The sequence below is a fragment of the Streptomyces sp. NPDC057854 genome (assembly GCF_042797055.1).
In the GTDB taxonomy this organism is placed as follows: Bacteria; Actinomycetota; Actinomycetes; order Streptomycetales; family Streptomycetaceae; genus Streptomyces.
Genome location: NZ_JBHVMF010000029.1, coordinates 28,651 through 52,619 on the forward strand (window position 1 = coordinate 28,651; position 23,969 = coordinate 52,619).

The window sequence follows — 23,969 nt, forward strand, 5'->3', positions numbered from 1 at the left end:
GCTAGGGGGTCGCCGCGACCGCCGCCTGGGGCCGGATCGGCAGCCGGTTGACCGGGCGGCCGGTGGCCGCGCGGACCGCCGCCGCGACCGCCGCCGGCGAGGTGACGACGGGGACGGCGCTGGCCGCCTTCGCCCCGAAGGGGGCGACGACGTCCCGTTCCTCGACGAGCTTCACGATCCGGATGTCCGGGGCGTCCAGCGAGGTCGGCAGCGCGTAGCCGGTGAGGTCCGGGTGGCGGACCAGGCCGCGGGCGGTGCGCAGGTTCTCGGTGAGGGCCGCGCCGACGCCCTGGGTGACGCCGGCCTCGATGCGGGTGGCGAGCTGGGCGGGGTTGAGGATCCGGCCGACGTCCTGGGCGACGGCCATCTCCACGACCCGGACGGCGCCGAGTTCGACGTCGACGTCGACGACCGCGCGGATCGCGCAGAAGGCGAGGCCGACGAAGGCGTCGCCCTGCCCGGACCCGTCCAGCGGCTCGGTCGGGTGCGGGCGGCACTGGGCGGTGGCCCACAGCTCCTTGCCGTTCATCTCCTCGGCGACGGTGGTCGACAGGACGCCGTCGTACGAGGTGATCCGGCCGTCGCTGATCTGCAGCAGCTCCGTCGACATGCCGAACTTGTGGGCCAGCGGCTGGAGGAGCTGGGTGCGGACCATCTTCGCGGCGCGTTCGACGGCGCCGCCGGAGACCCAGGTGTGCCGGCCGTGGGTGGCGGCGCCGGCGGGCGGCTGGTCGGTGTCGACGGGGGCCACGTGGACCTCGTCGACGCCCAGGGTCTCCTGGACGATCTGGCGGGCGAGGGTGGTGAAGCCCGAACCGGTGTCCACCGCCGAGCAGATGACGGTGGCGACGCCGTCGAGGACGCGGACGGTGGCCGTGGAGACCTCGTCGGTGCCCTCGGCGCCGAGCATGTGCACCATGCCGAGCGCGTAGCCCACGCCCCGCCGCACGGCGCCCGGTTCGCCGGCGCCCTCGGGTCCGCCGGGCAGCAGCCAGTCCTCCTCCGGGGTGTCCTTGGGGAGGGCGGGCAGCGGGAAGTCCCGTACGGCAGCGAGGAGTTCGGCGACGGGCGCGGGGCAGGTGACGGTCTGGCCGGTGGGCAGCAGGTCGCCGGTGGACATGACGTTGCGCATGCGCAGCTCGGCGGGGTCGAGGCCGAGGCGGCCCGCGAGCTTGTCCATCTGGGCCTCGTACGCGGCGCACACCTGCATCGCGCCCTCGCCGCGGACGTGCCCGGAGGGCGGGTTGTTGGTGCGGACGGCCCAGCCCTCGACGAAGGCGTGCGGGACGACGTACGGGCCGCAGGCGAAGGCGACGGCGGCGGCCAGGGACTCGGAGGAGGAGTCGGCGTAGGCGCCGGCGTCGAGGAGGATCTGCGCCTCGACCTTCACCAGCCGGCCCTCGGCGTCGGCGTGGTGCCGGTAGCGCAGCAGGGTGGGGTGGCGGTGGGCGTGGCCGAGGAAGGACTCCTCGCGGGTGGCGGTGAGCTTCACCGGGCAGCCGGTGCGCAGCGCGAGGAGGCCGAGCGGGATCTGGAAGCCGGGGTCGTCGCGGTCGCCGGTGGCGCCGGGGACGCCGGTGACGACGACCTTGACCTGGTCGGGGGTGAGGCCGAAGCAGGCGGCGGCGAGGTCGCGGTCGGTGTGCGGGTCGGTGGAGGCGGTGTACAGCTCGACGCCGCCGTCCGGGCGGGGCACGGCGAGGCCGGCCTCGGCACCGATGGGGGCGGGGTCCTGGCGGCCGATCCGGTACAGGCCCTCGACGACGACCTCGCCGGTGGCCTCCGGGTCGCCGAAGCGGAGCGGGATGTGCCGGATCAGGTTGCCGTCGGGGTGGAGGGGTTCGGCCTCGAACGCCTTCTCCGGGTCGGTGACGGGCTCCAGGAGCTCGTACTCGACGTGGATGGCGGCGGTGGCGAGCCGGGCGGTGTCGGGGTGGTCGGCGGCGACGGCGGCGATGGCCTCGCCGTGGTGCCGGACGAGCCCGTCGGCGAAGACGGGCCGGTCGGCGACGCGCCGGCCGTAGGTGGCCGCGCCGGGCACGTCGGCGGCCGTCACCACGGCCCGGACGCCGGGCATGGCCTCGGCGGCGGAGGTGTCGACGGAGACGATCCGGGCGTGGGCGTGCGGGGAGCGCAGGAGGGCGGCCCACAGCAGGCCCTCGGCCCACAGGTCGGAGGCGTACGGGAAGGTGCCCTCGGCCTTGGCCCGCGCGTCGGCCTGCGGGAGGGAGGCGCCGAGCCCCTGGCGCGGGGCCTCGGTCTCCGGTGCGGCCCCGGCGGCCTCCGCGAAGGGGAGGGTGGGGATGGCGGTCGTCGCGTCGCTGCTCACGCCGGGCCTCCGTCGTGCTGGTGCGGGATACGGGCGGAGGCGTCGTCCTCGCCGGCGGTCGCGTGCTCGGCGGCGGTGGCGGCGCGCTCGGCGACGACGTCCTCGACGGCCTGGAGGACGCCCTTGTAGCCGGAGCAGCGGCAGAGGTTGCCGGCGAGGGCCTGGCGGGCCTCCAGGGGGGTGGGGGCGTGGTTGCCTTCGAGCAGGTCGTGCACGGTCATGCACATGCCCGGGATGCAGAAGCCGCACTGGACGGTGCCGCAGCGGGAGAGCGCCCGCTGCACGTCGGACGGCTCGCCGTCGACCGCGAGCCCCTCGACGGTCCGCACCTCGGACCCGGCGGCGGTCGCGGCGGGGACCAGGCAGGACGCCACGAGCCGCCCGTCCACCTGGACGTTGCAGGCCCCGCACTCGCCCTGCGAGCAGCCGTCCTTGGCCCCGGCGAGCCCGAGCCGCTCGCGGAGCACGTACAGCAGCGACTCCCCGATCCAGGAGTCGGTGACGGGCCGGTCGGCGCCGTTGACCCGCAGCACGTACGAGGTGTGCGGGTGCTCGTCGCTGTCGACGGAGGTGTACGAGGGCACCGGGGCGTCCGGCACGGCGGCGGGCCCGGCGGGGCCCGCGTCCGCCCCGTCGGGGTGTCCGGCCTCGTGCGCGTGGTCGGGCTCCGGCTCCCCGGCGGCGGGCGCGGCCTCCGGCTCGGCGACGGCCCAGGGCGCCGGCGCGCCGCCCGGCAGCGTCGGCGGGGCCTGCTCGTACGAGACGGCCTCGGGCACGTCGAGGGGGACACCGGCGTCGACGGCTTCCGGGCCGACGGGCACATCGGGAGCGACGGGCACGCCGGGCACGACGGGAGCCTCGGGCGCGACGGGGACCTCGGGCGCCACCGGCAGCGCGGCGGCCTCCGGCGCGGCGGGAGCCTCAAGCCCCACCGGCACCCCCGGTACCTCGGGCACCACCGGCACCTCGGGCGTCACCGGCAGCCCCGCGGCCTCCGGGTGCGCCGGGACCTCCGGGAGCCCCGGGGCCACCGGCGGCGCCGCCGGGTAGCCGGCGGGCTCGTCGGCCGGGATCTCCCACTGGCCGGTGCCGCCGAAGTGCCACTCCGCCGTGGCGTTCGGGTCGTGCTCCACGTACGGGCGGGCCACCGGCGCCCCCGCGCTCTCGTCTCCGTACCCGTGCGGCAGCGGCTCGGGCCCCTGCTCCGGGGCGAACGGCTCCACGCCCTCGGGGGGCTGCGCCAGCGGCTGGAGCGGCACGATCATCGGCGGCGTGTAGCCGTGGCCCGGGGCCTCCAGCGGGACGCCGTCCAGCATGAACTCCGGCGGCAGGTGCACGAAGGCGGTCGCGCCCTCGTCGTACCCCTCGCTCTGCGGGATCGGCTCCCAGCCGCCCGGCGCGGCCGGGACCGCGGTCTCGTTCTGCTCGTGGTTGCCGGTGTTCACGACAGGGCCCTCCCCAGTGCCCGGCGGGCGAGAGTGGCGACGGTGCGCCGCAGGTGCTGTACGGCGGGCGGCAGCGGTGCGCCGTCCGGCGGGTCCGGGACGCAGGCGGCGGCCACGTACTCGCCGAAGGCGGTCAGCGCCTCGGGCGCGAGCGCCCGGTCGTTGTCCCAGTCGATCAGGGAGGCGATCCAGCGCTCGGCCTCCAGGGGCCGCAGCGGCATCGGGGCGACCGCGCCGACCGCGCAGCGGACGCCGCGCCGGGCCGGGTCGAGGACGACGGCGACGGAGGCGGTGGCGCGGGCCGGGCCGGTGCGGCCGGTGGCCTTGAGGAAGACCTGGGGGGCGTGCAGCAGCGGCACGCGGACGAAGGCGACGAGTTCGCCGGGGGCCAGCAGGTCGCGGCCGGCGAGGAGGTGCGAGACGGGGATCTCGCGGCTGCCGAGCGGGCCGGCGACGACGAGGTCGGCCTCCAGCGCGGCGAGCACGGGCAGCGAGTCGCCGGTGGGGGCGGCCGTGACGACGTTGCCGCCGAGGGTGCCGGCGTTGCGGATCTGGGGCGGGCCGGCGGCGCGGGACGCGGCGGCGAGGGCCGGGATGAGCGCGGAGAAGTCGGGGCGGCCCATCCGGGCGTGGGTGAGGCCGGCGCCGAGGAGGGCGTGGCCGTCCTGGTACTGCCAGCCGCGGATCTCGTTGATGCGGCCGAGGCCGACGAGTCCGGCGGGGCGGAGCTGGCCGCGGTTGACGGCGGCCATCAGGTCGGTGCCGCCGGCGACGGGCACGGCGGCCGGCATGGCGGTCAGCGCGGCCACGGCCTCGTCGAGCGAGGCGGGCAGCGTCACGGACTGCGCCGTCTGTGGTGCGTGCGTGGTCAACCCGCTGCCCCTTCCCGGTTGTCCCGGTCCGTCCCCGACTGTGCCCGGCCGCCGCGCCTGCGAGCGGGCGCACGGCGCGCCTGTGTGTGGGCGTACCGTACGTGCTCACAGGCCGGACGTGGCAACTCTGGCACATCTTCCGAGCCGTCCGGAGCGAGGGGCCGCGCGTGCCCCGTTCCTCCGGGCCGCCCGGGGGTTCCCGGGACGCCCGGGATGTCCGGAGACCCCCCGGGTCGCCCGGGGACGCCCCGACAGAGAAGGTAACTCCCGTTTCGCCGCTCCCGGGTGACCCCGGGGAGCGAGGTGGCTCACACGATCGGGGGCGGTCCGTCGATGGGGCGGCCGAGGAGACCGGGGCGGCGCTGCCAGGGGGCGGGGCCGGCGGGCGGGCGGTAGGCGACGCCGAGGGCGTCGAGGCGCCGGTAGTGGGTCTCCATGCGGCGCAGGAAGCCGGCCGTGTCGCGCTCGCCGGGGGCGGGCAGCGCGGACCAGGCGACCTCGGCGAAGGCGGCGAGGCGGGGGAAGACCTGGTAGTCGACGCGGTCGCGGTTCTCCATCACCTCGGTCCACACGTTGGCCTGGGTGCCGAGGACGTGACGGGCCGCCGCCTCGGAGAGGCCGGGCGGGACGGGCTCGAAGCGGTAGACGTCCTCCAGGGTGCGGACGAAGCCGATCGGCACGGGTTCGTCGTCGCCGCCGTGCTGCCGGTGGTCGAGGTAGACGTGCTGCTCGGGGCACATGACGACGTCGTGTCCCGCCTCGGCGGCGGCGATCCCGCCGGCGTAGCCGCGCCAGGAGGAGACGGCCGCGCCGTCGGCGAGGCCGCCCTCCAGGATCTCGTCCCAGCCGATGAGGCGGCGGCCGCGTGCGGTGAGCCAGCGGTCGAAGTGGCGGATGAACCAGGACTGGAGGCCGTCCTCGTCGCCGACGCCGAGCTCGGCGATCCGGGCCTGGGCGGCCGGGGACGCCTTCCACTGGTCCTTGGGGCACTCGTCGCCGCCGATGTGCACGAAGGTGCCGGGGAACAGCTCCAGGACCTCCTCCAGAACGCCCTCGTAGAAGCGCAGCACCTCCTCGGTGGGGGCGAGGACGTTCGGGTTCACGCCCCAGGTGTCCCAGACGGTGAGGGCGGAGGTGTCGACGACGTCGGTGTTGCCGAGCCAGGGGTACGCGGCGATGGCGGCCTGCGCGTGGCCGGGGAGGTCGATCTCGGGGACGACGGAGATGTGCCGGGCGGCGGCGTGGGCGACGATCTCGCGGATGTCGTCCTGGGTGTAGAAGCCGCCGTGCGGGGTGTCGTCCCAGAGCGGCGAGGCCCGGTGGCCGCGCTTGGTGCGGGCGCGCCAGGCGCCGACCTCGGTGAGGCGCGGGTGCCGCCGGATCTCGATCCGCCAGCCCTGGTCGTCGGTGAGGTGGAGGTGGAGGACGTTCAGCTTGTGGGCGGCCATCAGGTCGATGAGCCGCAGCACGTCGTCCTTGGCGGTGAAGTGGCGGGCGACGTCGAGGAGGAGGCCGCGCCAGCCGAAGCGGGGCCGGTCGGCGACGGTCAGGTACGGCAGCTCCCAGGCCGCGCCGGGGCGGACGGGGGCGCGGCGGTGGGCGTCGGGGCCGAGGAGCTGGCGGAGGGTCTGGGCGCCCCAGAAGAGCCCGGCGGGGCCGCCGCCGTCGAGGAGGACGCCGTCGCCGGTGACGGAGAGGCGGTAGCCCTCGGGGCCGTGCTCCTTCGCGGTCTCCGGGGAGATCCGGAGCCGGATCGCGCCGGGGCCGGTGCCGTCGGGCAGGGGGAGGCCGGTGGCGGCGCCGAGCACGGAGCGGAGCCAGTGGGCGGTGCCCTCGGTGCCGGGTCCGGCGTCGAGGGCGGTGGCGGCGCCGAGCGGGAGGGTGCCGCCGGGCCGGTGGGCCGTCAGGGGCGCCGGGATCAGGTCCGTCTCTGTCATGACGTCAGTCCTTCACCGCCCCGCCCAGTCCGGAGACCAGGCGGCGCTGTACGAGTACGAAGAAGACGAGCACCGGCAGGGTCATCACGGTCGAGCCGGCCATGATGCCTCCCCAGTCGTTCTCGTCGGGCTTGAAGAAGACCAGCAGCGCCATCGGGAGGGTGGACTGCGAGGTGTCGCTGATGAGGAACGACTTGGCGAAGAGGAAGTCGTTCCAGGTGGAGATGAACGAGAAGACGCTGGTGGCGACGAGGCCGGGGAGGACCAGCGGGAAGAGGATCGTCCACAGGAAGCGGGTGTGGCTCGCCCCGTCGATCCGGGCCTGCTCCTCCAGTGCCTCCGGCACGGCCCGCACGAAGCCGCGCAGCATCCAGATGGCGAAGGGCAGCGAGAAGGCGATGTGCGGGAGGACGAGCGAGCCGAGGGTGTTGAGGAGTCCGGCGTCGCGCATGAGGAAGAACAGCGGGATGGTCAGGGCCTCGACCGGCACCATCTGGGCGATCAGGAACATGACCAGGATCGTGGTGCGGAACCGGAAGCGGAAGCGGGTGACGGCGGTCGCGGCGAGGAAGGCGATGACGGCGGAGGCGAGCACGACGGCCGTCGCCACCGCGAGGCTGTTGAGGAAGTAGCGCCCGAAGTCCTGCTGTTCGAAGACGCGCCGGAAGGAGTCGAGGGACGGCGACAGCGTCCACGGGCGGGGTTCGGTGGACTGGATCTCGCCGGCAGGCTTGAGGGCGGAGAGGACCATCCAGTAGAGCGGGAAGGCGACGACGACGGCGGTGAGCAGGGCCGCCGCCTCGGCGAGCAGCCGCCCGGGACGGCGTACCCGGGGAAGGCGGAGGCCGGTCACAGGTCCTCCCCCTGACGGCGCAGCAGCCGCAGGTACACCAGGGTGACCGCGAGCAGGATGAGCAGCATGACGACGCCGATGGCGGCTCCCAGGCTGTACTGGGAGGAGGCGAACGCCTGCTGGTAGGCGTAGACGTTGAGGACGAGGTTCTGGCCGGCGATGCCGCCGCCGTTCGTCATCACGTAGATCTGGGTGAAGACCTTGAAGTCCCAGATGACGGACTGGATGGTGACGACGGCGAGGATCGGGCGGAGCAGTGGCGCGGTCACGGTGCGCCAGATCCGCCACTGGGAGGCGCCGTCGAGGGCGGCGGCCTCCAGGACCTCGGTGGGGACGGCCCGGATCCCGGCGTAGACGGTGACCATCACGAACGGGAACGAGCACCAGACGACTTCGAGGAGGACGAGCGCGAAGGCGCTGTACCGCCCGTAGGTCCAGGAGAAGTCGCCGAGGCCGAGGAGTTTGTTGACGGGGCCGAAGTCGGCGTCGAAGAGGAAGACCCAGACGGTGGAGCCGGTGACGGCGGGGGTGGCCCAGGCGCCGAGCGCGGCCAGCATCAGGGCGAGGCGGGGCAGCGCCCGCACCCGGGTGAGGAGGACGGCGAGGGCGCAGCCGACGGCGAGGGTGCCGGCGACGCAGGCGGCGGCGAAGACGACGGTGGCGAGCAGGACCTGGCGGAACTGGGGGTCGGTGACGAGGGCGGTGTAGTTGCCGAGGCCCTGGAAGGAGGTGGGTTCGCCGCCGCTGACCTGGGCCTGGGTGTACTCCAGGAAGGAGATGAGGCCGAGCTGGTAGACGGGGTAGACGAGGAGGGCGCCGAGGACGGCGAGGGCGGGCAGGAGGTAGAGCCAGGGGGTCCAGGCGGAGGTGCCGGTGCGGGCCCCGGCGGTACGGCTCCGGGGCCGGCGGGCGGGCTGTTTCGCGGCGCCGGCGGGTGCGGGCGGCGCGGTGGCGGTGGCGGTCATCCGGTTCAGCCCGCCTCGGCGAAGGCCGCGTCCATCTTGCGCGCGGCGTCGGTGGCGGCGGTCTTCACGTCCTTCCGGCCGCTGGCGATCTCCTGGAGCATCGTGGGGACGACGAGCGAGGAGTCGATGCGGCCCCAGGCGGCGGTGGCGGGCACGAACCGGGCGCCGGCGGCCAGGGTGTCGATGAAGGGCTTGACGAACGGCTTGCGCCGGGCGGCGTCGGCGCGGACGTCGGTGAAGGTGGGCAGGAAGCCCATCGCGTCGAACAGCCTGGCCTGGGTGTCCTTGCCGGCGAGGGTCTTCGTCAGTTCGACGGCGAGGGTGCGGTGGCCGGTGGAGCGGAGGACGCCGATGTTGTTGCCGCCGGCGAAGGCGGGGGCGACGGAGCCGGGGGTGGTGCCGGGCAGCGGGACGACGGCGTACTTGCCCTTGACCTTGCCGGCCTCGACGGCGGCGTGGCTGAAGTCGCCGCCGATGGCCATGCCGGCCTTGCCGGCGGCGAAGGCGGTGACGGTGGCGTTGCCGCCCATCTGGGCGCAGGTGGCGGCGGGGCAGTTGTCGTCGCGCAGGAGCGAGGTGTAGGCGGTGAGGCCGCGGACGGCGGCGTCGCTGTTCAGGGCGGCCTTGTAGGCGCCGGAGGCGTCCTTGGCGGCGAGGTCGCCGCCGGCGGCCCAGACGAACGGGAGGGCGCCGTAGGTGTAGGCGCCGCCGACGGCGATGCCGTACAGCTCGGGCCTGGCCTTGCGGATCTTCCGGGCGGTCGCGGCGAGTTCGTCCTGGGTCTTGGGGGCGGTGAGGCCGAGGTCGCGGAAGACGTCGGTGCGGTAGTAGAGGGCGCGTACGCCGACGAAGAAGGGGGCGCCGTAGACCTTGCCGCCGACGGTGACGGACTCCTTGGCGGTGGGGTCGGTGGCGGCGGCCTCGTCCCAGGCGCTGAACTCGGCGGTGATGTCGGCGAGTCCGCCGTCCTTGACGTAGCCGGCGGTGTCGGTGTTGCCGTACTCGATGACGTCGGGGGCGGACTTCGGGTCGTTGAAGGCCGCCTTGACGCGCTGGGCGCGGGTCTCGACGGGGATGTACTCGACCTCGACCTCGGTGCCGGGGTGCTTCTTCTCGAAGGCGGCGACGGCCTCGTCGACGACCTTCTCCTTGGGCTGGTTGGCGACCTCCTGGAAGAGCCAGACGCGCAGGGTGCCGTTCTTCGCGTCGCCGCCGGCGGCGGGGGCGGAGGTCTGGGGGGCGCAGGCGGCGAGGACGAGGGCGGCGAGCGGCAGGGCGACGGGGGCGGTGAATCGGGCAGGAAGCTTCATGGCGGTTCCCCTCCGAGCGGGCGTTGCAGCATGCGCAACGGGCGTTTCGTGCTGCACAACAACAGCGGTGAGGTTAGGCGCGCCCGCCGATCACGACAAGAGGTCTCGACCACTTCCCGGCGGCCGGCCGGTCCCGGGCACGCCGCGGAAGCGTCTCCGGAAACGCCGAACGGCCCCTGTGGAGCGCACCAGAGGTGCGCGCCGCAGGGGCCGTTCCCGGCCGGGGCCGCTTCTTCGCGCCAGGGGCTTACTTGCCCTTGCCGCCGCCCTTGCCGTCCTTGCCGTTCTTGTCGCCGCCCGAGCCCATGGACTCGTAGATCTCCTTGCACATGGGGCAGACGGGGTACTTCTTGGGGTCGCGCCCCGGCACCCAGACCTTCCCGCACAGGGCGACGACGGGAGTGCCGTCGAGGGCACTCGCCATGATCTTGTCCTTCTGGACGTAATGGGCGTAGCGCTCGTGGTCGCCGTCACCGTGGGACACCTGCGGCGTCGGCTCGACGAGGGTCCCCGTACCTGCCCCGCGCTCGGGCTCGAGAGTGCTCATGGCACCCAAGGGTACTGGGAGCGGCGGGACTCAGTTGAGCGACGGGTCGTCCGGGTAGGTCGCGACCATCGCGAGGTCGCCGCGCTGCCGGCGCAGCACCTGCCGCCAGAGCGTCTCGGGGGTCGGCGAGGAGACGTCGCCGGGCTCGGACTCGACGACGTACCAGGCGCCCTCGGTCAGTTCGGTCTCCAGCTGGCCGGGGCCCCAGCCCGCGTAGCCGGCGAAGATGCGGAGCGCGCTGAGGGCGGGGCCGAGCAGTTCGGGCGGGGTCTCCAGGTCGACCAGGCCGATGGCGCCGTGGACCCGCCGCCAGCCGACGGGGTCCTCCCGGTCCGGGCGGGCCGGGCCGCCGTCGCCGGGGACGACGGCGAGCCCGAGGGCCGCGTCGAGGGAGACGGGGCCGCCCTGGAAGACGACGCCCGGCTCGCCGGCCAGCTCCGCCCAGGGCGCGAGCACGTCGCCGACGGTCACGGGGGTGGGCCGGTTGAGCACGACGCCGAGGGAGCCCTCGTCGTCGTGGTCGAGCAGCAGCACCACCGCGCGGTCGAAGTTCGGGTCCGCGAGGGCGGGGGTGGCCACGAGCAGCCGTCCTGTGAGCGAGGACACCTCGGTCATGCGACACATGATCCCGCATCTTCGGCGCGGGCGGGGGTTCTCGGGCGCAATGCCGGGAAACCCGCGGAAGCCGAGACGAGCCGCGCAGGTCGGGAGGGGCGGGACAGGACGGGCCGGACCGCCCTGCGGAGACAACCGGACGGTGACAGTCCGCAAGATCGCGGAAACGGAGGGTGTTGTGCCGAATTCATTACATCTGCCAGGCACCCCGAGGGGCCCGATCGGGGTTCCATGGCCCCTTACCCTTTTCTCTGGCCACCCGACCGACGACTCCGGAACGCGAGATTCATGACCGGCACAGACAGCCATGATGTACTGCTCGTCCATGGCGGAACCCCGCTGGAAGGCGAGATCCGCGTTCGCGGCGCGAAGAACCTCGTGCCCAAGGCGATGGTCGCCGCCCTCCTCGGCAGCGGCCCCAGCAGACTGCGCAACGTGCCGGACATCCGCGACGTCCGCGTCGTCCGCGGACTGCTCCAGCTGCACGGCGTGACGGTCCGCCCCGGCGAGGAGCCCGGCGAGCTGGTGCTCGACCCGACGCACGTCGAGTCCGCCAACGTCGCCGACATCGACGCCCACGCCGGCTCGTCGCGCATCCCGATCCTCTTCTGCGGCCCGCTGCTGCACCGCCTCGGCCACGCCTTCATCCCCGGCCTCGGCGGCTGCGACATCGGCGGCCGGCCGATCGACTTCCACTTCGACGTGCTCCGCCAGTTCGGCGCGACCATCGAGAAGCGGGCCGACGGGCAGTACCTGGAGGCCCCGCAGCGCCTTCGCGGCTGCAAGATCCGCCTCCCGTACCCCTCGGTCGGCTCGACCGAGCAGGTGTTGCTGACGGCGGTGCTCGCGGACGGCGTCACCGAGCTGTCGAACGCGGCCGTGGAGCCGGAGATCGAGGACCTGATCTGCGTCCTGCAGAAGATGGGCGCGATCATCTCCATGGACACCGACCGGACCATCCGGATCACCGGTGTCGACAAGCTCGACGGCTACACCCACCGGGCGATCCCGGACCGCCTGGAGGCGGCCTCCTGGGCGTCCGCGGCGCTCGCCACCGAGGGCAACATCTACGTGCGCGGCGCCCAGCAGCGCTCGATGATGACCTTCCTCAACACCTACCGGAAGGTCGGCGGCGCCTTCGAGATCGACGACGAGGGCATCCGCTTCTGGCACCCGGGCGGCTCGCTCAACGCGATCCACCTGGAGACCGACGTCCACCCGGGCTTCCAGACCGACTGGCAGCAGCCGCTGGTCGTCGCCCTCACGCAGGCGTCGGGCCTGTCCATCGTCCACGAGACGGTGTACGAGTCCCGGCTCGGCTTCACCTCGGCGCTCAACCAGATGGGCGCCCACATCCAGCTGTACCGCGAGTGCCTGGGCGGCTCCGACTGCCGCTTCGGCCAGCGGAACTTCCTGCACTCGGCGGTCGTCAGCGGCCCCACCCGCCTCCAGGGCGCCGACCTGGTCATCCCGGACCTGCGCGGCGGCTTCTCGTACCTGATCGCGGCGCTCGCCGCCCAGGGCACCAGCCGGGTGCACGGCATCGAGCTGATCAACCGCGGCTACGAGAACTTCATGGAGAAGCTCGTGGAGCTGGGCGCGAAGGTCGAGCTGCCGGGCGGCGCGCTGGTCTAGGACCCCCCGCGGGAGGCCCTGCGGGGCCTTCTGCCGAACGAACGGAAGGGCGGCCACCCCCTGGGGGGTGGCCGCCCTTCGTGTGCGCCTACAGGCCGCTTACTTGCCCTTGGCGGCTTCCTTGAGCTTGGAGCCCGCGGAGACCTTCACGCTGTAGCCGGCCGGGATGTTGATCGGGTCGCCGGTCTGCGGGTTACGAGCGGTGCGAGCGGCACGGTGGGTGCGCTCGAAGGTCAGGAAGCCGGGGATGGTGACCTTCTCGTCGCCCTTGGCGACGACCTCACCGACGGTCTCGGCGAGGGCGGCCAGCACGGCGTCGGCGTCCTTGCGGGTCACCTCGGCGCGGTCGGCCAGCGCGGCCACCAGCTCACTGCGGTTCATGTTGTTACTCCCGTGTTCTTCTTGCCTGTGAGGCGTGAGATCGAAGCCGATGCTGCCAGGGGCCTCGGACAGTCCCCGGAACCGGGTCTGTCTCTCGTGGATCCCTCGCGCCCTGGGGGTTCCCCCCTGGACGAAGTCCTCGGGGGAGCATCCTGCCCCCACCAGCGGCGGGAACGCCAATCCGGCACCCCCTCGGGTCACACGGAAAGCGCCGGAGCCCCCTGGTGGTGACGTAGCGTCGACTCCCCGCAAACGGTGCGGAGCCGAAAAGCCACCCTAAAGGCGGGTTTACGGCTCCGCGAATCGCGACACGCTCCGGGTACCGCTCGCCGGTGACGTCAGGCGCCCGCGCCCGCGGCCTTGGCGGCGGTCCGGACGGCGCCCGCGACGGCGCCGGCGACCTTGTCGTTGAAGACCGACGGGATGATGTAGTTCGGGTTCAGTTCGTCCTCGGTGACGACGTCCGCGAGGGCCGCGGCGGCGGCCAGCATCATGTCGGTGTTCACCGTGCGGGACTGGGCGTCCAGCAGGCCGCGGAAGACGCCCGGGAAGACCAGCACGTTGTTGATCTGGTTCGGGAAGTCCGAGCGGCCGGTGGCGACGACGGCGGCGGTCTGCCGCGCGGCGGCCGGGTCGACCTCCGGGTCGGGGTTCGCGAGCGCGAACACGATGGAGTCCTCGGCCATCGCGGCCACGTCCTCGGCGCCCAGCAGGTTCGGGGCCGAGACGCCGATGAAGACGTCCGCGCCGACCACGGCCTCCTTGAGGGTGCCGGTGACGCCCTCCGGGTTGGTGTTGTCGGCGATCCAGCGCAGCGGCGAGTCCGGGGTGGCGTCCACCAGGTCCGCCCGGCCGGCGTGCACGACGCCGTGGATGTCGGCGACGACCGCGTGCTTCACGCCGGCGGCGAGCAGCAGCTTCAGGATGGCGGTGCCGGCCGCGCCGGCGCCCGACATGACGACCCGGACGTCGCCGATGCCCTTGCCGACCACGCGGAGCGCGTTGGTGAGGGCGGCGAGGACGACGATGGCGGTGCCGTGCTGGTCGTCGTGGAAGACCGGGATGTCCAGGGCCTCGCGGAGCCGGGCCTCGATCTCGAAGCAGCGCGGCGCCGAGATGTCCTCCAGGTTGATGCCCGCGAAGCCGGGGGCGATGGCCTTGACGATCTCGACGATCGCGTCGGTGTCCTGGGTGTCCAGGCAGATCGGCCAGGCGTCGATGCCGGCGAAGCGCTTGAAGAGGGCCGCCTTGCCCTCCATGACGGGCAGCGCGGCCTTCGGGCCGATGTTGCCGAGGCCGAGGACGGCGGAGCCGTCCGTGACGACCGCGACCGCGTTGCGCTTGATGGTGAGGCGGCGGGCGTCCTCGGGGTTCTCGGCGATCGCCATGCACACGCGGGCGACGCCCGGGGTGTAGATCATCGAGAGGTCGTCACGGTTCCGGATGGGGTGCTTGGACGCCATCTCGATCTTGCCGCCGAGGTGCATCAGGAACGTACGGTCGGAGACCTTGCCGAGGACGACGCCCTCGATGTCCCGCAGCCGCTCGACGATCTCGTCGGCGTGGGCGGTGGAGGTCGCGGCGACGGTGACGTCGATCCGGAGCTTCTCGTGGCCCGAGGCGGTGACGTCGAGGCCGGTGACGGAGCCTCCGTGGGACTCGACCGCCGCCGTGAGCTGCGAGACCGCGGTGCCGCTCGCGGGCACCTCCAGGCGGACCGTCATCGAGTACGAGACGCTGGGCGCCGTTGCCATGGCCGGGTTCCTCTGCTTTCCCTAGCTTCGTTGCTACGCCGCCCCGGCTGGTTGCCCCGGCGGCGCCCTCCGATCGTCGCACCTACCCACCGGTAGCAGGTAATGCGGTCATTTTGTTTTCGGAAAGTAGTTTCCACCATACGAGAGATGGCGGACCAACAGAAGAGGCCCCGGTCATCGGAAGACGACCGGGGCCTCAACTTCGTATGTACGTCTAAGTGACACCGACCCGCCATGCTCGCCTCGCGGCAAGTGGTCCCTCTGAGGGACGAAGGTTGGGCCCGGGGGCTTGGATCGAGCCGGTGTCACGACAAGGCTAACAAACACCCCCCGGACGCGATTCCCCCGGCGCGGGCCGACTTTCGGTCAGTCCCGCAGCAGGTCCGGAACCCCCGCCTCGTCCGGCAGGTCCCGGGCGCCCGAGAGCACCGTCAGCGCCTGCGTCGAACGGGTGAGGGCCACGTACAGCACCCGCAGCCCGGCCGGCGACTCGTCGGCGATCTCGGCCGGCGAGACGACGAGGGTGGCGTCGTACTCCAGGCCCTTCGCCTCCAGCGAGCCGAGCGCGACCACCCGGTCCCCCAGCCCGTCGAGCCAGCGGGCCGCCTCCGCGCGCCGGTCCATGGCGACGACCACGCCGACCGTGCCCTCGACCCCGGCGAGCAGCCGCTCCGCCTCCGACCGCACGGTTCCGGCCAGGTCGTCGCCCTTGCCGACGGCGACGAACCGGGGCTCGACGCCGGTCGAGCGGACCGCCCTCGGCGCCTCCTTGCCCGGCATGGCGAGGGCGAGCACCCTGGCGGCGAGCTCGGCGATCTCCGCCGGGTTGCGGTAGTTCACGGTCAGCTCGAAGCGGCGGCGCGGCCGGGAGCCCAGCGCCTCGTCGCGGGCGGCGGCGGCCTCGTCCGGGTCGGACCAGGACGACTGCGCCGGGTCCCCGACGATCGTCCAGGTGGCGTGCCGGCCGCGGCGGCCGACCATCCGCCACTGCAGGGGCGTGAGGTCCTGCGCCTCGTCCACGATGACGTGGGCGTACTCGGTGCGCTCCGCCGCCAGCCGCTCGGCCCGCTCGCGCTGGGTCTCCTCCCGTACCGGCATCAGCTCCTCCAGGCCGGTGAGCTGGTCCAGCGGGTCGTACTCCCGCTTCCGCTTCGGCCGGGCCGGGGCGCCGAGCAGGGTGTGCAGCTCGTCCAGGAGCGCGACGTCGTGGACCGAGAGGCCCGGGCGGCGCAGCGAGCGGGCGACCCGGCGGACCTCGCCGGGGTTGAGGACCCGGCGGGCCCAGCGGCCGAGCCGCTTCTCGTCGGCCATGGCGTCCAGGACCTGGCGGGGGGCCAGTTCCGGCCACCAGGCGTCGAGGAAGCCGGTGAAGGAGTCCTCGGTGGAGACGTCCTCGTCGAAGGAGGAGCGCAGCTCGGCGGCGAGCTCGGGGTCGCTGTGCCGGCCGGCGGCGCCCGACCTGGCGTAGAGGGCGTCGAGGAGGAGCCGGCGGGCGCGGGGCCGGAGCAGGTTGACGGGGGCGGTGCCGGAGAGCACGTTCTGCCGGATCCGCCGCAGCTCGGCCTCCTCCAGCTCCAGCCGGCGCCCGAAGGCGACGACCCGGAGCAGCTTCGGCGTGTCCGGGCCCTCCAGGGCGCCGCGGGCGGCCTTGCGGAGCACGGCGAGCATCCGGGAGGAGCCCTTGACCCGGGAGACGGCGGGCTCGTCGTACGCGTCGGCCTCGGCGCCGTCGACGAGGTTGCCGAGCGCCCGGATGGCGACCTGCCCCTCCTCGCCGAGCGAGGGCAGCACGCCTTCGGTGTACGAGACGAGCAGCGGGGTCGGCGAGACGATGAGGATGCCGCCGGCGTACCGCCTGCGGTCCTGGTAGAGCAGGTACGCGGCGCGGTGCAGCGCCACGGCGGTCTTCCCGGTGCCCGGCCCGCCCTCGACGTAGGTGACGGAGGCGGCGGGGGCGCGGATGACGAGGTCCTGCTCGGCCTGGATGGACGCGACGATGTCCCGCATCGAGTGGGAACGGGCCTGCCCGAGGGCGGCCATCAGGGCGCCGTCGCCGATGACGGGCAGTTCGGCGCCGCCGAGGGTGGCCTTCAGCTCGGGACGCATCAGGTCGTCCTCGACGCCGAGGACCCGGCGGCCCTTGGAGCGGATGACCCGGCGGCGGACGACCCGGCCCGGCTCGACGGGCGTGGAGCGGTAGAAGGGGGCGGCGGCGGGGGCGCGCCAGTCGATGACGAGCGGGGAGTAGTCGGCGTCGAGGACGCCGATGCGGCCGATGTGCAGGGTCTCGCCGATGTCGGCGGTGTTGTCGGGCCGGATGGCGTCGTCCGCGGGCTCGACGGAGGTGTACGCGCCGTCGGGGCCCTTGACGCCGTCCTTGCCGTACAGGAGGTCGATCCGGCCGAACAGGAAGTCCTCGAACTCGTTGTTGAGCCGGTTCAGGTGGATCCCGGCGCGGAAGACCTGGGCGTCGCGCTCGGCGAGCGCGCCGGGCGTGCCGACGTGGCCCTTCCGCGCGGCGTCGTTCATCAGGAACTCCGCCTCGTGGATCTTCTCCTCCAGGCGGCGGTAGACCTGGTCCAGATGTTCCTGCTCGATGCCGATCTCACGGTCTCTGACCGTGTCGACGGCTTCCTGCGCGGCCACTGAGGCCCCCTTCTGACGTGCACTGGGCAGCCGTCAAAGGTACGCGACCGGGGGCCGCCGTGTCAGGCGCGGGGCGGCGGCTCGTCGTGCAGGATCCGCTGGAAGAGGTGGTGGTCGCGCCAGGCGCCGGCGATGTGCAGGTAGCGGGGCGCGGTGCCGATCCGCTCGAACCCGGCCTTGGCGAGGACGCGCTGGGAGGCGTGGTTGTCGAGCAGCGTGGACGCCTCGATCCGGTGCAGTCCGAGCTTGTCGCGGGAGGCGCGCAGCACCTCGGCGACGAGGAGGGAGGCGATGCCGCGGCCGGTGCGCTCCCCGTCCACCCAGTAGCCGAGGGACGCGCTGCGGAACGGTCCGAGCACGATGCCGGAGAGGATCGCGGTCCCGACGATCCGCTCGCCGTCGCCGTCCTGCTCGACGGCGAACCACCGCCGGCCGCCGTCGGCCAGCCGCTCGGCCTGTCCCTGGGCGGTGTAGTACCGCTCAGCGCGGTACGGCTCGGTGGCCCGCATGTGGTCCCGGTTCCGCAGCAGCGCGCGGGCCAGCGCGCCGGCGTCGTCCGCGCGCGCCTCCCTGACCTCCACCTGGTGATCCATGCCGGTACGGTAGCCCGCCGCGCGGGGGCCGTCACGGGGCCGGGGGCTCCTCGGCGAGCGGGTCGAGGGAGAGGCGGTAGCCGCGCTTGACGACCGTCTGGATGAGCTTGGGCGTGCCGAGGGCGGCCCGGAGCCGCGCCATCGCCGTCTCGACGGCGTGCTCGTCCCGTCCGGCGCCGGGCAGGGCCCGCAGCAGGTCGGCGCGGGACACGACCCAGCCGGGCCGCCGGGCCAGCAGGCCGAGGAGTGCCATCCCGGCGGGCGGTACGGGCCGCAGCGCGCCGTCGACGAGGACGGCGTGCCCGCGGATCTCCAGCCGGTGCCCGGCGACGGGCAGCGTCCGTGACCGGGCGGGCAGTTCGGTGCAGAGCAGCTGAACGAGCGGTCCGAGGCGGAAGCGTTCGGGCTGGTGGGTGGGGACGGCCTCGGCCTGGAGCGGGAGCGCCGTGACGGGTCCCACGCAGACCGCGAGGACGTCGTGCCGCAGCGCGTCGACGACCCGTTCGCGCACGCCCCGTTCGCCGGCCCGGGCGAGGAGCGAGGCGGCGGCGGGGGCGCTGGTGAAGGCGACGGCGTCGACGGAGCGGGCGACGACGGCGTCGACGAGCCGGTCGAGCGGTCCGAGGTCCTCGGGCGGCATCCACCGGTAGACGGGGACGCCGAGGACGGTCGCGCCGGCGGCGGTGAGCGCCTCGACGAAGCCGGGGAGCGGTTCGCCGTGGAGCTGGACGGCGATCCGCCGCCCGGCGACGCCTTCGGCGAGGAGCCGGTCGAGGACCTCGGCCATCGACTCGGAGGACGGCGACCAGGACTCGGTGAGCCCGGCGGCCCGTACGGCCCCCTTCACCTTGGGCCCGCGGGCGAGGAGTTCGGCGCCGCGCAGGGCGTCGAGGAGGGCGGTGCCGTGTCCCCAGCCCTCGGCCGCCTCGACCCAGCCGCGGAAGCCGATCGCGGTGGTGGCGACGACGACGTCCGGCGTGGCGTCGATGATCTCCCGGGTGGCGGCGAGGAGTTCGGTGTCGTCGGCGAGCGGGACGATCCGCAGGGCGGGGCCGTGCACGACGGCCGCTCCGCGCCGGCGCAGCAGGGCGATGAGTTCGTCCGCGCGCCGGGCCGCGGTGACGCCGACGGTGAAGCCGGCCAGGGGTCCGTGTTCGTGCTGGTCCATGGTCATCGAGGGTGGCGCGGACGCGTGACGGTCGGGGTTCACGCGTATTTCCTGCCCGTTACGGTACGCGTCCGGCACCGCGGCTCACACCTTCGCGTATCCGGGGCGGTGCTCCGGCTCCTCGGCGGGGGCGGCGGTGTCGGGGACGACGGGCGGGCGCCGAAGGTATACCGCCCAGGTGACGGCCATGCAGGCGGCGTAGAAGGCGAGGAAGGCGACGAATGCGCCGGTGCCGGTGCCGGCGGTCTGGAAGGACTGGCGGAAGGCGAGGTTGATGCCGAGGCCGCCGAGGGCGCCGACGGCTCCGATGAGGCCCATGGAGGCGCCGGAGAGCCGCCGCCCGTACGCCTCGGCGGGCTCGCCGCTCAGGCCCTTGCGGTGGCCCTGGGCGAGGAAGATCGCCGGGATCATCTTGTACGTGGAGCCGTTGCCGAGGCCGCTGAGGACGAAGAGGGCGATGAAGCCGACGAGGAAGACCGGCAGGGACGCGGCGAGCGAGGCGTAGATGACCACGCCGGTGGCGGCGGACATGGCGGCGAAGGTGCCGAGGGTGATGCGGGCGCCGCCGTGCCGGTCGGCGAGGGAGCCGCCGAAGGGGCGGATGAGGGAGCCGAGCAGCGGGCCGATGAAGGTGAGCGAGGCGGCCTGGAGCGGGGTGCGGCCGAACTGGGTCTGGAGGACGAGGCCGAAGGCGAAGCTGTAGCCGATGAAGGAGCCGAAGGTGCCGACGTACAGGAAGGCCATGATCCAGGTGTGGCGGGCCCGCAGCGCCTCGCGGACGGCTCCGGTGTCGTTCTTCACGGGCGTGAGGTTGTCCATGAAGAGCGCGGAGCAGACGGCGGCGACGACGATCAGCGGCAGGTAGACGCCGAGGACGATCCTCGGGTGCATCGCGCCGGCGGTGCCGATGACGAGGAGGCCGACGAGCTGGACGACGGGGACGCCGATGTTGCCGCCGCCCGCGTTGAGGCCGAGCGCCCAGCCCTTCTTCCGCAGCGGGAAGAAGGCGTTGATGTTGGTCATGGAGGAGGCGAAGTTGCCGCCGCCGACGCCGGTGAGGGCGGCCACCAGCACGAAGGTCCCGTAGGAGGTGCCGGGTTCCATCACGGCGTACGCGAAGCCGGTCGGCAGCAGGAGCAGCAGGGCGCTGAAGACGGTCCAGTTGCGGCCGCCGAAGCGGGCGACGGCGAAGGTGTACGGGATGCGGATCAGCGCGCCGACGAAGGTGGCGGTCGCGATGAGGAAGAACTTGCCGGCGGCGTCGATGCCGTACTGCGGCCCCATGAAGAGGACCATCACGGACCACAGGCTCCACACGGAGAAGCCGATGTGTTCGGAGAGGACGGAGAAGGCGAGGTTGCGCCGGGCGATCCGCTCGCCCTTCTCCCGCCAGAACGTCTCGTCCTCGGGCTCCCACACGTCGATCCAGCGCCCGCCCATCTCGCACCTCCACGGTGTCCGGATCCGGTTCCGGATCCTGGTGCCCCCGACGCTAGGAAGACCGCGTTTCAGGACGGTGCCGTGAGGTGACGTCGGCGGAACCTTGCTCTCACCCGGGACCGGCGCCCGCTGTGAGTGGCAGGCCGGGTTCGCCGTCGGGGAGCCAGGAGCCGGGCGGGCGGCGCAGCCAGCCCTCGTGGGCGCCGAGTTCGGCGGCGGCGGCGCGGAGGGCGTCGAGGGCGGGGTGGCGCAGGCCGCGGCGCCAGACGAGGCTGACGGGCGAGAGGGGGACGGGGTCGACGAGCGGGCGCAGGACGCAGCCGGGCATCGGCGGGAAGCCGGTGACGGCGAGGACCGGGTGCCGGTGCTTGGCCATGATCCGCTGGAACTCCTCCTTGCCGACGGCGAGCGGGGCGGGCGGCGCGAGGTGGATGCCGCGGCCGGCGAAGAGCCGGGCGGCGAGGTCGGTCCACTCGGTGGTGCGGTCGTTCCCGGCGCCGGCGTAGAGGTGTTCGCCGGCGAGCCGGCCGAGCGGCACCTCGGGCAGTGCGGCGAGCGGGTGGCCGTCGGGCAGCAGCACGGCCATCGGCTCGTACCGGACGAGGCAGGAGTCGAGCCGGTCGCGCAGGGCGGGCGGGAGGCCGCCGTACCGGCCGAAGGAGGCGTCGAGCCGGCCGGCCAGGATCTCGCGGACGGCACCGGTGAGCCCGGACTCGAAGCGGGCCATCAGCTCGTGCTCGGGGGCCAGCTCGCGGGCGCGGCGCAGGATCCGGTCCTGGACGAGGCCGGGCGTGTTGAGGTCGACGAGCAGCGGGCGGGCCTCGGCGCGGAAGGCGTCGCGGAGCGCGTCGTGGGCGTCGAGGACCCGGCGGGCGTACGGAAGGAGCCGTTCGCCGTCCGGGGTGAGGGCGACCTGCCGGGTGGTGCGGACGAACAGCGGGGTGCCGAGCTCGCGCTCCAGGCGCCGGACGTCCCGGCTGAGCGCCTGCTGGGCGACGAAGAGCCGACCGGCGGCGCGGGTGAAGTGCAGCTCCTCGGCGACGGCGGTGAAGGCGCGGAGCAGCCGGGGGTCGATGTCGTGCGGTGTGGCCACCCGCCGCATTCAACAACACGGGTGCGTGAATCGGAACCGGACAGGTGTTGGACGGTCCGGGCCCCGCGGCCGGAGCCTTGCGGCATGTCCTCGCAGCACCTCGTCCCCACCCCCGCGGGCCCCGGCCTCGCCCCCCGCTACCGGGAGCGCCCCGCCGCGCTCCCCCGCAACCCGTACCTGCGTCTCTTCGCGCTGCCCGGCACGCGCGCGTTCACCGCCGGGAACCTGGTCGCCCGGCTGCCGTCGGGGATGTTCGGGATCAGCGCGGTGCTGATGGTCTCGGCGGCGTACGACTCGTACGCGCTGGCCGGCGCGGTCAGCGCGACCGGGCTGGTGGCGGGCGCGCTGACGGCGCCGTGGGTGGCCCGTCTCGTCGACCGGCACGGCCAGGCCCGGGTCGCCGTCCCGGCGGCGGCCGTCGCGGTCCTGGGCCATGTGGCGCTGCTGCTGTGCGTCCGGGGGCACGCGCCCGCGTGGGCGCTGTTCTGCGCGGTCCCGCTGACCGGGGCGGCGCCGAACACGGGCGGCATGTCCCGGGCCCGCTGGGCGCACCTGCTGCGCGGGGACGCGGCGGCGCTGCACACGGCGAACTCGTTCGAGCAGGCCGCCGACGAGCTGTGCTTCATGCTGGGCCCGGTGGTGGCGGCGGTGCTCTGCTCGGCGCTGTTCCCGGAGGCGGGCACGCTGGTGGCGGCGGTGCTGCTGCTGACCGGGGTGGTGCTGTTCGCGGCGCAGCGGTCGACCGAGCCGCCGGTGGCCCCGCGCACGTCCGCGGGCTCGCCGCTGCGGCTGCCGGGGACGGTGCCGCTGCTGGCGGTGTTCGCCGCCACGGGCGCGGTCTTCGGCGCGATGGAGGTGACGGCCCTCGCGTACGTGGACGGCCCGGTCGCCGGCCCGGTGCTGGCGCTCCAGGCGGCGGGCTCCTGCGCGGCCGGCCTCCTCTACGGCCGGGCCCGCCGCACCGCGTCCCTGCGGACCTGCCTGGCGGCGATGACGGTCCTGATGGCGGCCCCGCTGCTGGCGGCGCTGACCGGCTCGCTGCTCGCGCTGGCGGCCGGCCTGCTGGTGGCGGGCATGGCGACGGCCCCGACGATGGTCACGGGCATGGCCCTGGTCCAGCGGATCGTCCCGCCGTCCCGGCTGAACGAGGGCATGACCCTGGCGGTGACGGCCCTGCTGGCGGGCATCGCGGCGGGTTCGGCGACCGCCGGCTGGACCGCCGACCACGCCCCCACCCCCGTCCTGGGCTTCACCCTCCCGGTGCTGTCGGCGGCCCTGGCCCTGACCCTGTCCGTGCTGACGCTCCGCACGGGGCCGCGGGCATGACGAAGGCCCGGTGGTCCTGGGAAGGACCACCGGGCCTGCGCCCACATGGGATGAGTGGAGATGGCGGGAATCGAACCCGCGTCCAACGGTGCGGAACCAGGGCTTCTCCGTGTGCAGTCTGGTACGAGTTTCTCAGCCCTCCGGATCACCCAGACAAGTCCGGAACGGGCTCAGTCACTGTTTGATTTCCCTCTTCACCCCGTGACCGGGATCGAGGTTTAGTTCCCTAGCTGATGCCAGGATCCGGGTCGGGAACAGCCCCGGGCTGACACTTCGCAAGTCGCTACTTAGGCAGCGAGGGCGAAGGAATCGCGCTTGGTGTTGGCGATTATTGGTTTCGGCGCGTGGTTTACGAGATCATTGCCGCTTCCTCGACACGCTTCCCCTGCTTCGACATCCGCTGTCGAAACCGATCATCCCCATGTTGATTTTTCAAACCGCGCACCCTCGGTGGGGTGCGCTGCCCATGGTACGGGAACCGTGGGCACGGTTGCCAGCGGATTGACGCCGAGCCGCTCAGCGCTCCTGGGCGCGCTGGCGCCGCTTCGCCGCCGCGATCGCCCGCGCGGTCTCCCGGGTGTCCTGCTTCTCCCGGAGCGTCTGCCGCTTGTCGTACTCCTTCTTGCCCTTGGCGAGCGCGATCTCGCACTTCACCCGGCCGCCCAGGAAGTACAGCGCCAGGGGCACGATCGTGTGACCGGTCTCCGACGCCTTCTGCTCCAGCTTGTCGATCTCCGCCCGGTGCAGCAGCAGCTTCCGCTTCCGCTTCGCCGAGTGGTTGGTCCAGCTGCCCTGCATGTACTCGGGGACGTGGATGTTGTACAGCCACGCCTCGTGGCCCTCGATCTGGACGAAGCCGTCCACCAGCGAGGCCCGCCCCATCCGGAGCGACTTCACCTCCGTGCCCATGAGCGCCACGCCCGCCTCGTACGTGTCGAGGATCAGATAGTCGTGGCGCGCCTTCTTGTTCTGCGCGATGAGCTTGCGCTCCGGCCCCTTGTCCTGGGCCTTCTTGGCAGGCTTGCCCTGCACGTTGACGAGTCCCTTAGCCATAGTGCGG

Annotated in this window: 19 protein-coding genes and 1 other RNA gene; 2 read left to right on the forward strand and 18 right to left on the reverse strand. The window is 73.7% G+C overall.

What is annotated here, in order from left to right; all coding sequences use genetic code 11:
- Position 1: 1 nt before the first annotated feature.
- From ACFVQZ_RS31725 to ACFVQZ_RS31765, 9 genes are all read right to left on the reverse strand, one after another.
- The gene (locus ACFVQZ_RS31725; RefSeq protein WP_030496908.1) at positions 2–2,329 is read right to left on the reverse strand and encodes a molybdopterin cofactor-binding domain-containing protein; all 2,328 of its coding nucleotides are present in this window, start codon (positions 2,327–2,329) and stop codon (positions 2–4) included.
- Positions 2,326–3,774 (reverse strand): (2Fe-2S)-binding protein, encoded by a 1,449-nt coding sequence (locus ACFVQZ_RS31730; protein WP_383628216.1) that lies wholly within the window; start codon positions 3,772–3,774, stop codon positions 2,326–2,328. Before ACFVQZ_RS31730 ends, ACFVQZ_RS31725 begins: the two co-directional genes overlap by 4 nt.
- A complete protein-coding gene (locus ACFVQZ_RS31735) occupies positions 3,771–4,646 on the reverse strand; it encodes an FAD binding domain-containing protein (RefSeq protein ID WP_030496910.1) in 876 nt (291 codons plus the stop codon). The genes ACFVQZ_RS31730 and ACFVQZ_RS31735 overlap by 4 nt, the downstream gene beginning before the upstream one ends.
- Before the next feature lie 308 nt (positions 4,647–4,954).
- Entirely contained in the window at positions 4,955–6,583 is a 1,629-nt protein-coding gene (locus tag ACFVQZ_RS31740) for a beta-N-acetylhexosaminidase (protein ID WP_383628218.1), read from the reverse strand.
- Positions 6,584–6,587: 4 nt separating this feature from the next.
- Positions 6,588–7,436, reverse strand: coding sequence for a carbohydrate ABC transporter permease (locus ACFVQZ_RS31745; protein ID WP_030496912.1), 849 nt, complete (start codon positions 7,434–7,436; stop codon positions 6,588–6,590).
- Positions 7,433–8,401 (reverse strand): carbohydrate ABC transporter permease, encoded by a 969-nt coding sequence (locus ACFVQZ_RS31750; protein WP_383628221.1) that lies wholly within the window; start codon positions 8,399–8,401, stop codon positions 7,433–7,435. Before ACFVQZ_RS31750 ends, ACFVQZ_RS31745 begins: the two co-directional genes overlap by 4 nt.
- Positions 8,402–8,406: 5 nt before the next feature.
- On the reverse strand, positions 8,407–9,711 hold the full coding sequence (locus ACFVQZ_RS31755; RefSeq protein ID WP_383628223.1) for an extracellular solute-binding protein: 1,305 nt from the start codon (positions 9,709–9,711) through the stop codon (positions 8,407–8,409).
- Between the two features lie 247 nt (positions 9,712–9,958).
- The gene (locus tag ACFVQZ_RS31760; RefSeq protein ID WP_030496915.1) at positions 9,959–10,258 is read right to left on the reverse strand and encodes a DUF3039 domain-containing protein; all 300 of its coding nucleotides are present in this window, start codon (positions 10,256–10,258) and stop codon (positions 9,959–9,961) included.
- A gap of 30 nt (positions 10,259–10,288) precedes the next feature.
- Complete coding sequence (locus ACFVQZ_RS31765; RefSeq protein ID WP_383628225.1) at positions 10,289–10,873, reverse strand: YqgE/AlgH family protein; 585 nt, start codon at positions 10,871–10,873, stop codon at positions 10,289–10,291.
- 288 nt (positions 10,874–11,161) lie between these two features.
- Here ACFVQZ_RS31765 and murA point away from each other — a divergent pair, with 288 nt between their 5' ends.
- A complete protein-coding gene (gene murA / locus ACFVQZ_RS31770; protein ID WP_030496917.1) occupies positions 11,162–12,508 on the forward strand; it encodes a UDP-N-acetylglucosamine 1-carboxyvinyltransferase in 1,347 nt (448 codons plus the stop codon).
- A 99-nt stretch (positions 12,509–12,607) separates the two neighbouring features.
- Here murA and ACFVQZ_RS31775 read toward each other — a convergent pair whose 3' ends face one another.
- The 7 genes from ACFVQZ_RS31775 to ACFVQZ_RS31805 all read right to left on the reverse strand — a co-directional run bounded on the left by ACFVQZ_RS31775 (position 12,608) and on the right by ACFVQZ_RS31805 (position 21,583).
- Positions 12,608–12,889, reverse strand: a complete 282-nt coding sequence (locus ACFVQZ_RS31775) for an HU family DNA-binding protein (protein WP_017237029.1) — start codon at positions 12,887–12,889, stop codon at positions 12,608–12,610.
- Positions 12,890–13,227: 338 nt separating this feature from the next.
- Positions 13,228–14,643, reverse strand: a complete 1,416-nt coding sequence (locus ACFVQZ_RS31780; RefSeq protein ID WP_030496918.1) for an NAD-dependent malic enzyme — start codon at positions 14,641–14,643, stop codon at positions 13,228–13,230.
- 366 nt (positions 14,644–15,009) lie between these two features.
- Positions 15,010–17,289, reverse strand: a complete 2,280-nt coding sequence (locus ACFVQZ_RS31785; protein WP_383628228.1) for a HelD family protein — start codon at positions 17,287–17,289, stop codon at positions 15,010–15,012.
- A gap of 62 nt (positions 17,290–17,351) precedes the next feature.
- A complete protein-coding gene (locus ACFVQZ_RS31790; protein ID WP_030496920.1) occupies positions 17,352–17,882 on the reverse strand; it encodes a GNAT family N-acetyltransferase in 531 nt (176 codons plus the stop codon).
- A 31-nt stretch (positions 17,883–17,913) separates the two neighbouring features.
- Positions 17,914–19,050, reverse strand: a complete 1,137-nt coding sequence (locus tag ACFVQZ_RS31795; RefSeq protein WP_383628230.1) for a uroporphyrinogen-III synthase — start codon at positions 19,048–19,050, stop codon at positions 17,914–17,916.
- Between the two features lie 84 nt (positions 19,051–19,134).
- A complete protein-coding gene (locus tag ACFVQZ_RS31800; protein ID WP_383628232.1) occupies positions 19,135–20,490 on the reverse strand; it encodes a nitrate/nitrite transporter in 1,356 nt (451 codons plus the stop codon).
- Positions 20,491–20,599: 109 nt separating this feature from the next.
- A complete protein-coding gene (locus tag ACFVQZ_RS31805) occupies positions 20,600–21,583 on the reverse strand; it encodes a LysR family transcriptional regulator (protein ID WP_383628234.1) in 984 nt (327 codons plus the stop codon).
- 84 nt (positions 21,584–21,667) lie between these two features.
- On the opposite strand from ACFVQZ_RS31805, the gene ACFVQZ_RS31810 reads away from it, so the two are divergent.
- On the forward strand, positions 21,668–22,909 hold the full coding sequence (locus ACFVQZ_RS31810; RefSeq protein ID WP_383628235.1) for an MFS transporter: 1,242 nt from the start codon (positions 21,668–21,670) through the stop codon (positions 22,907–22,909).
- Positions 22,910–22,961: 52 nt separating this feature from the next.
- Here the strand turns inward: ACFVQZ_RS31810 and ssrA are convergent.
- Both ssrA and smpB read right to left on the reverse strand, forming a co-directional pair.
- Positions 22,962–23,330: a transfer-messenger RNA gene (gene ssrA / locus ACFVQZ_RS31815) on the reverse strand.
- A gap of 95 nt (positions 23,331–23,425) precedes the next feature.
- A complete protein-coding gene (smpB, locus tag ACFVQZ_RS31820; protein ID WP_051716858.1) occupies positions 23,426–23,962 on the reverse strand; it encodes an SsrA-binding protein SmpB in 537 nt (178 codons plus the stop codon).
- Between the last annotated feature and the right edge of the window lie 7 nt (positions 23,963–23,969).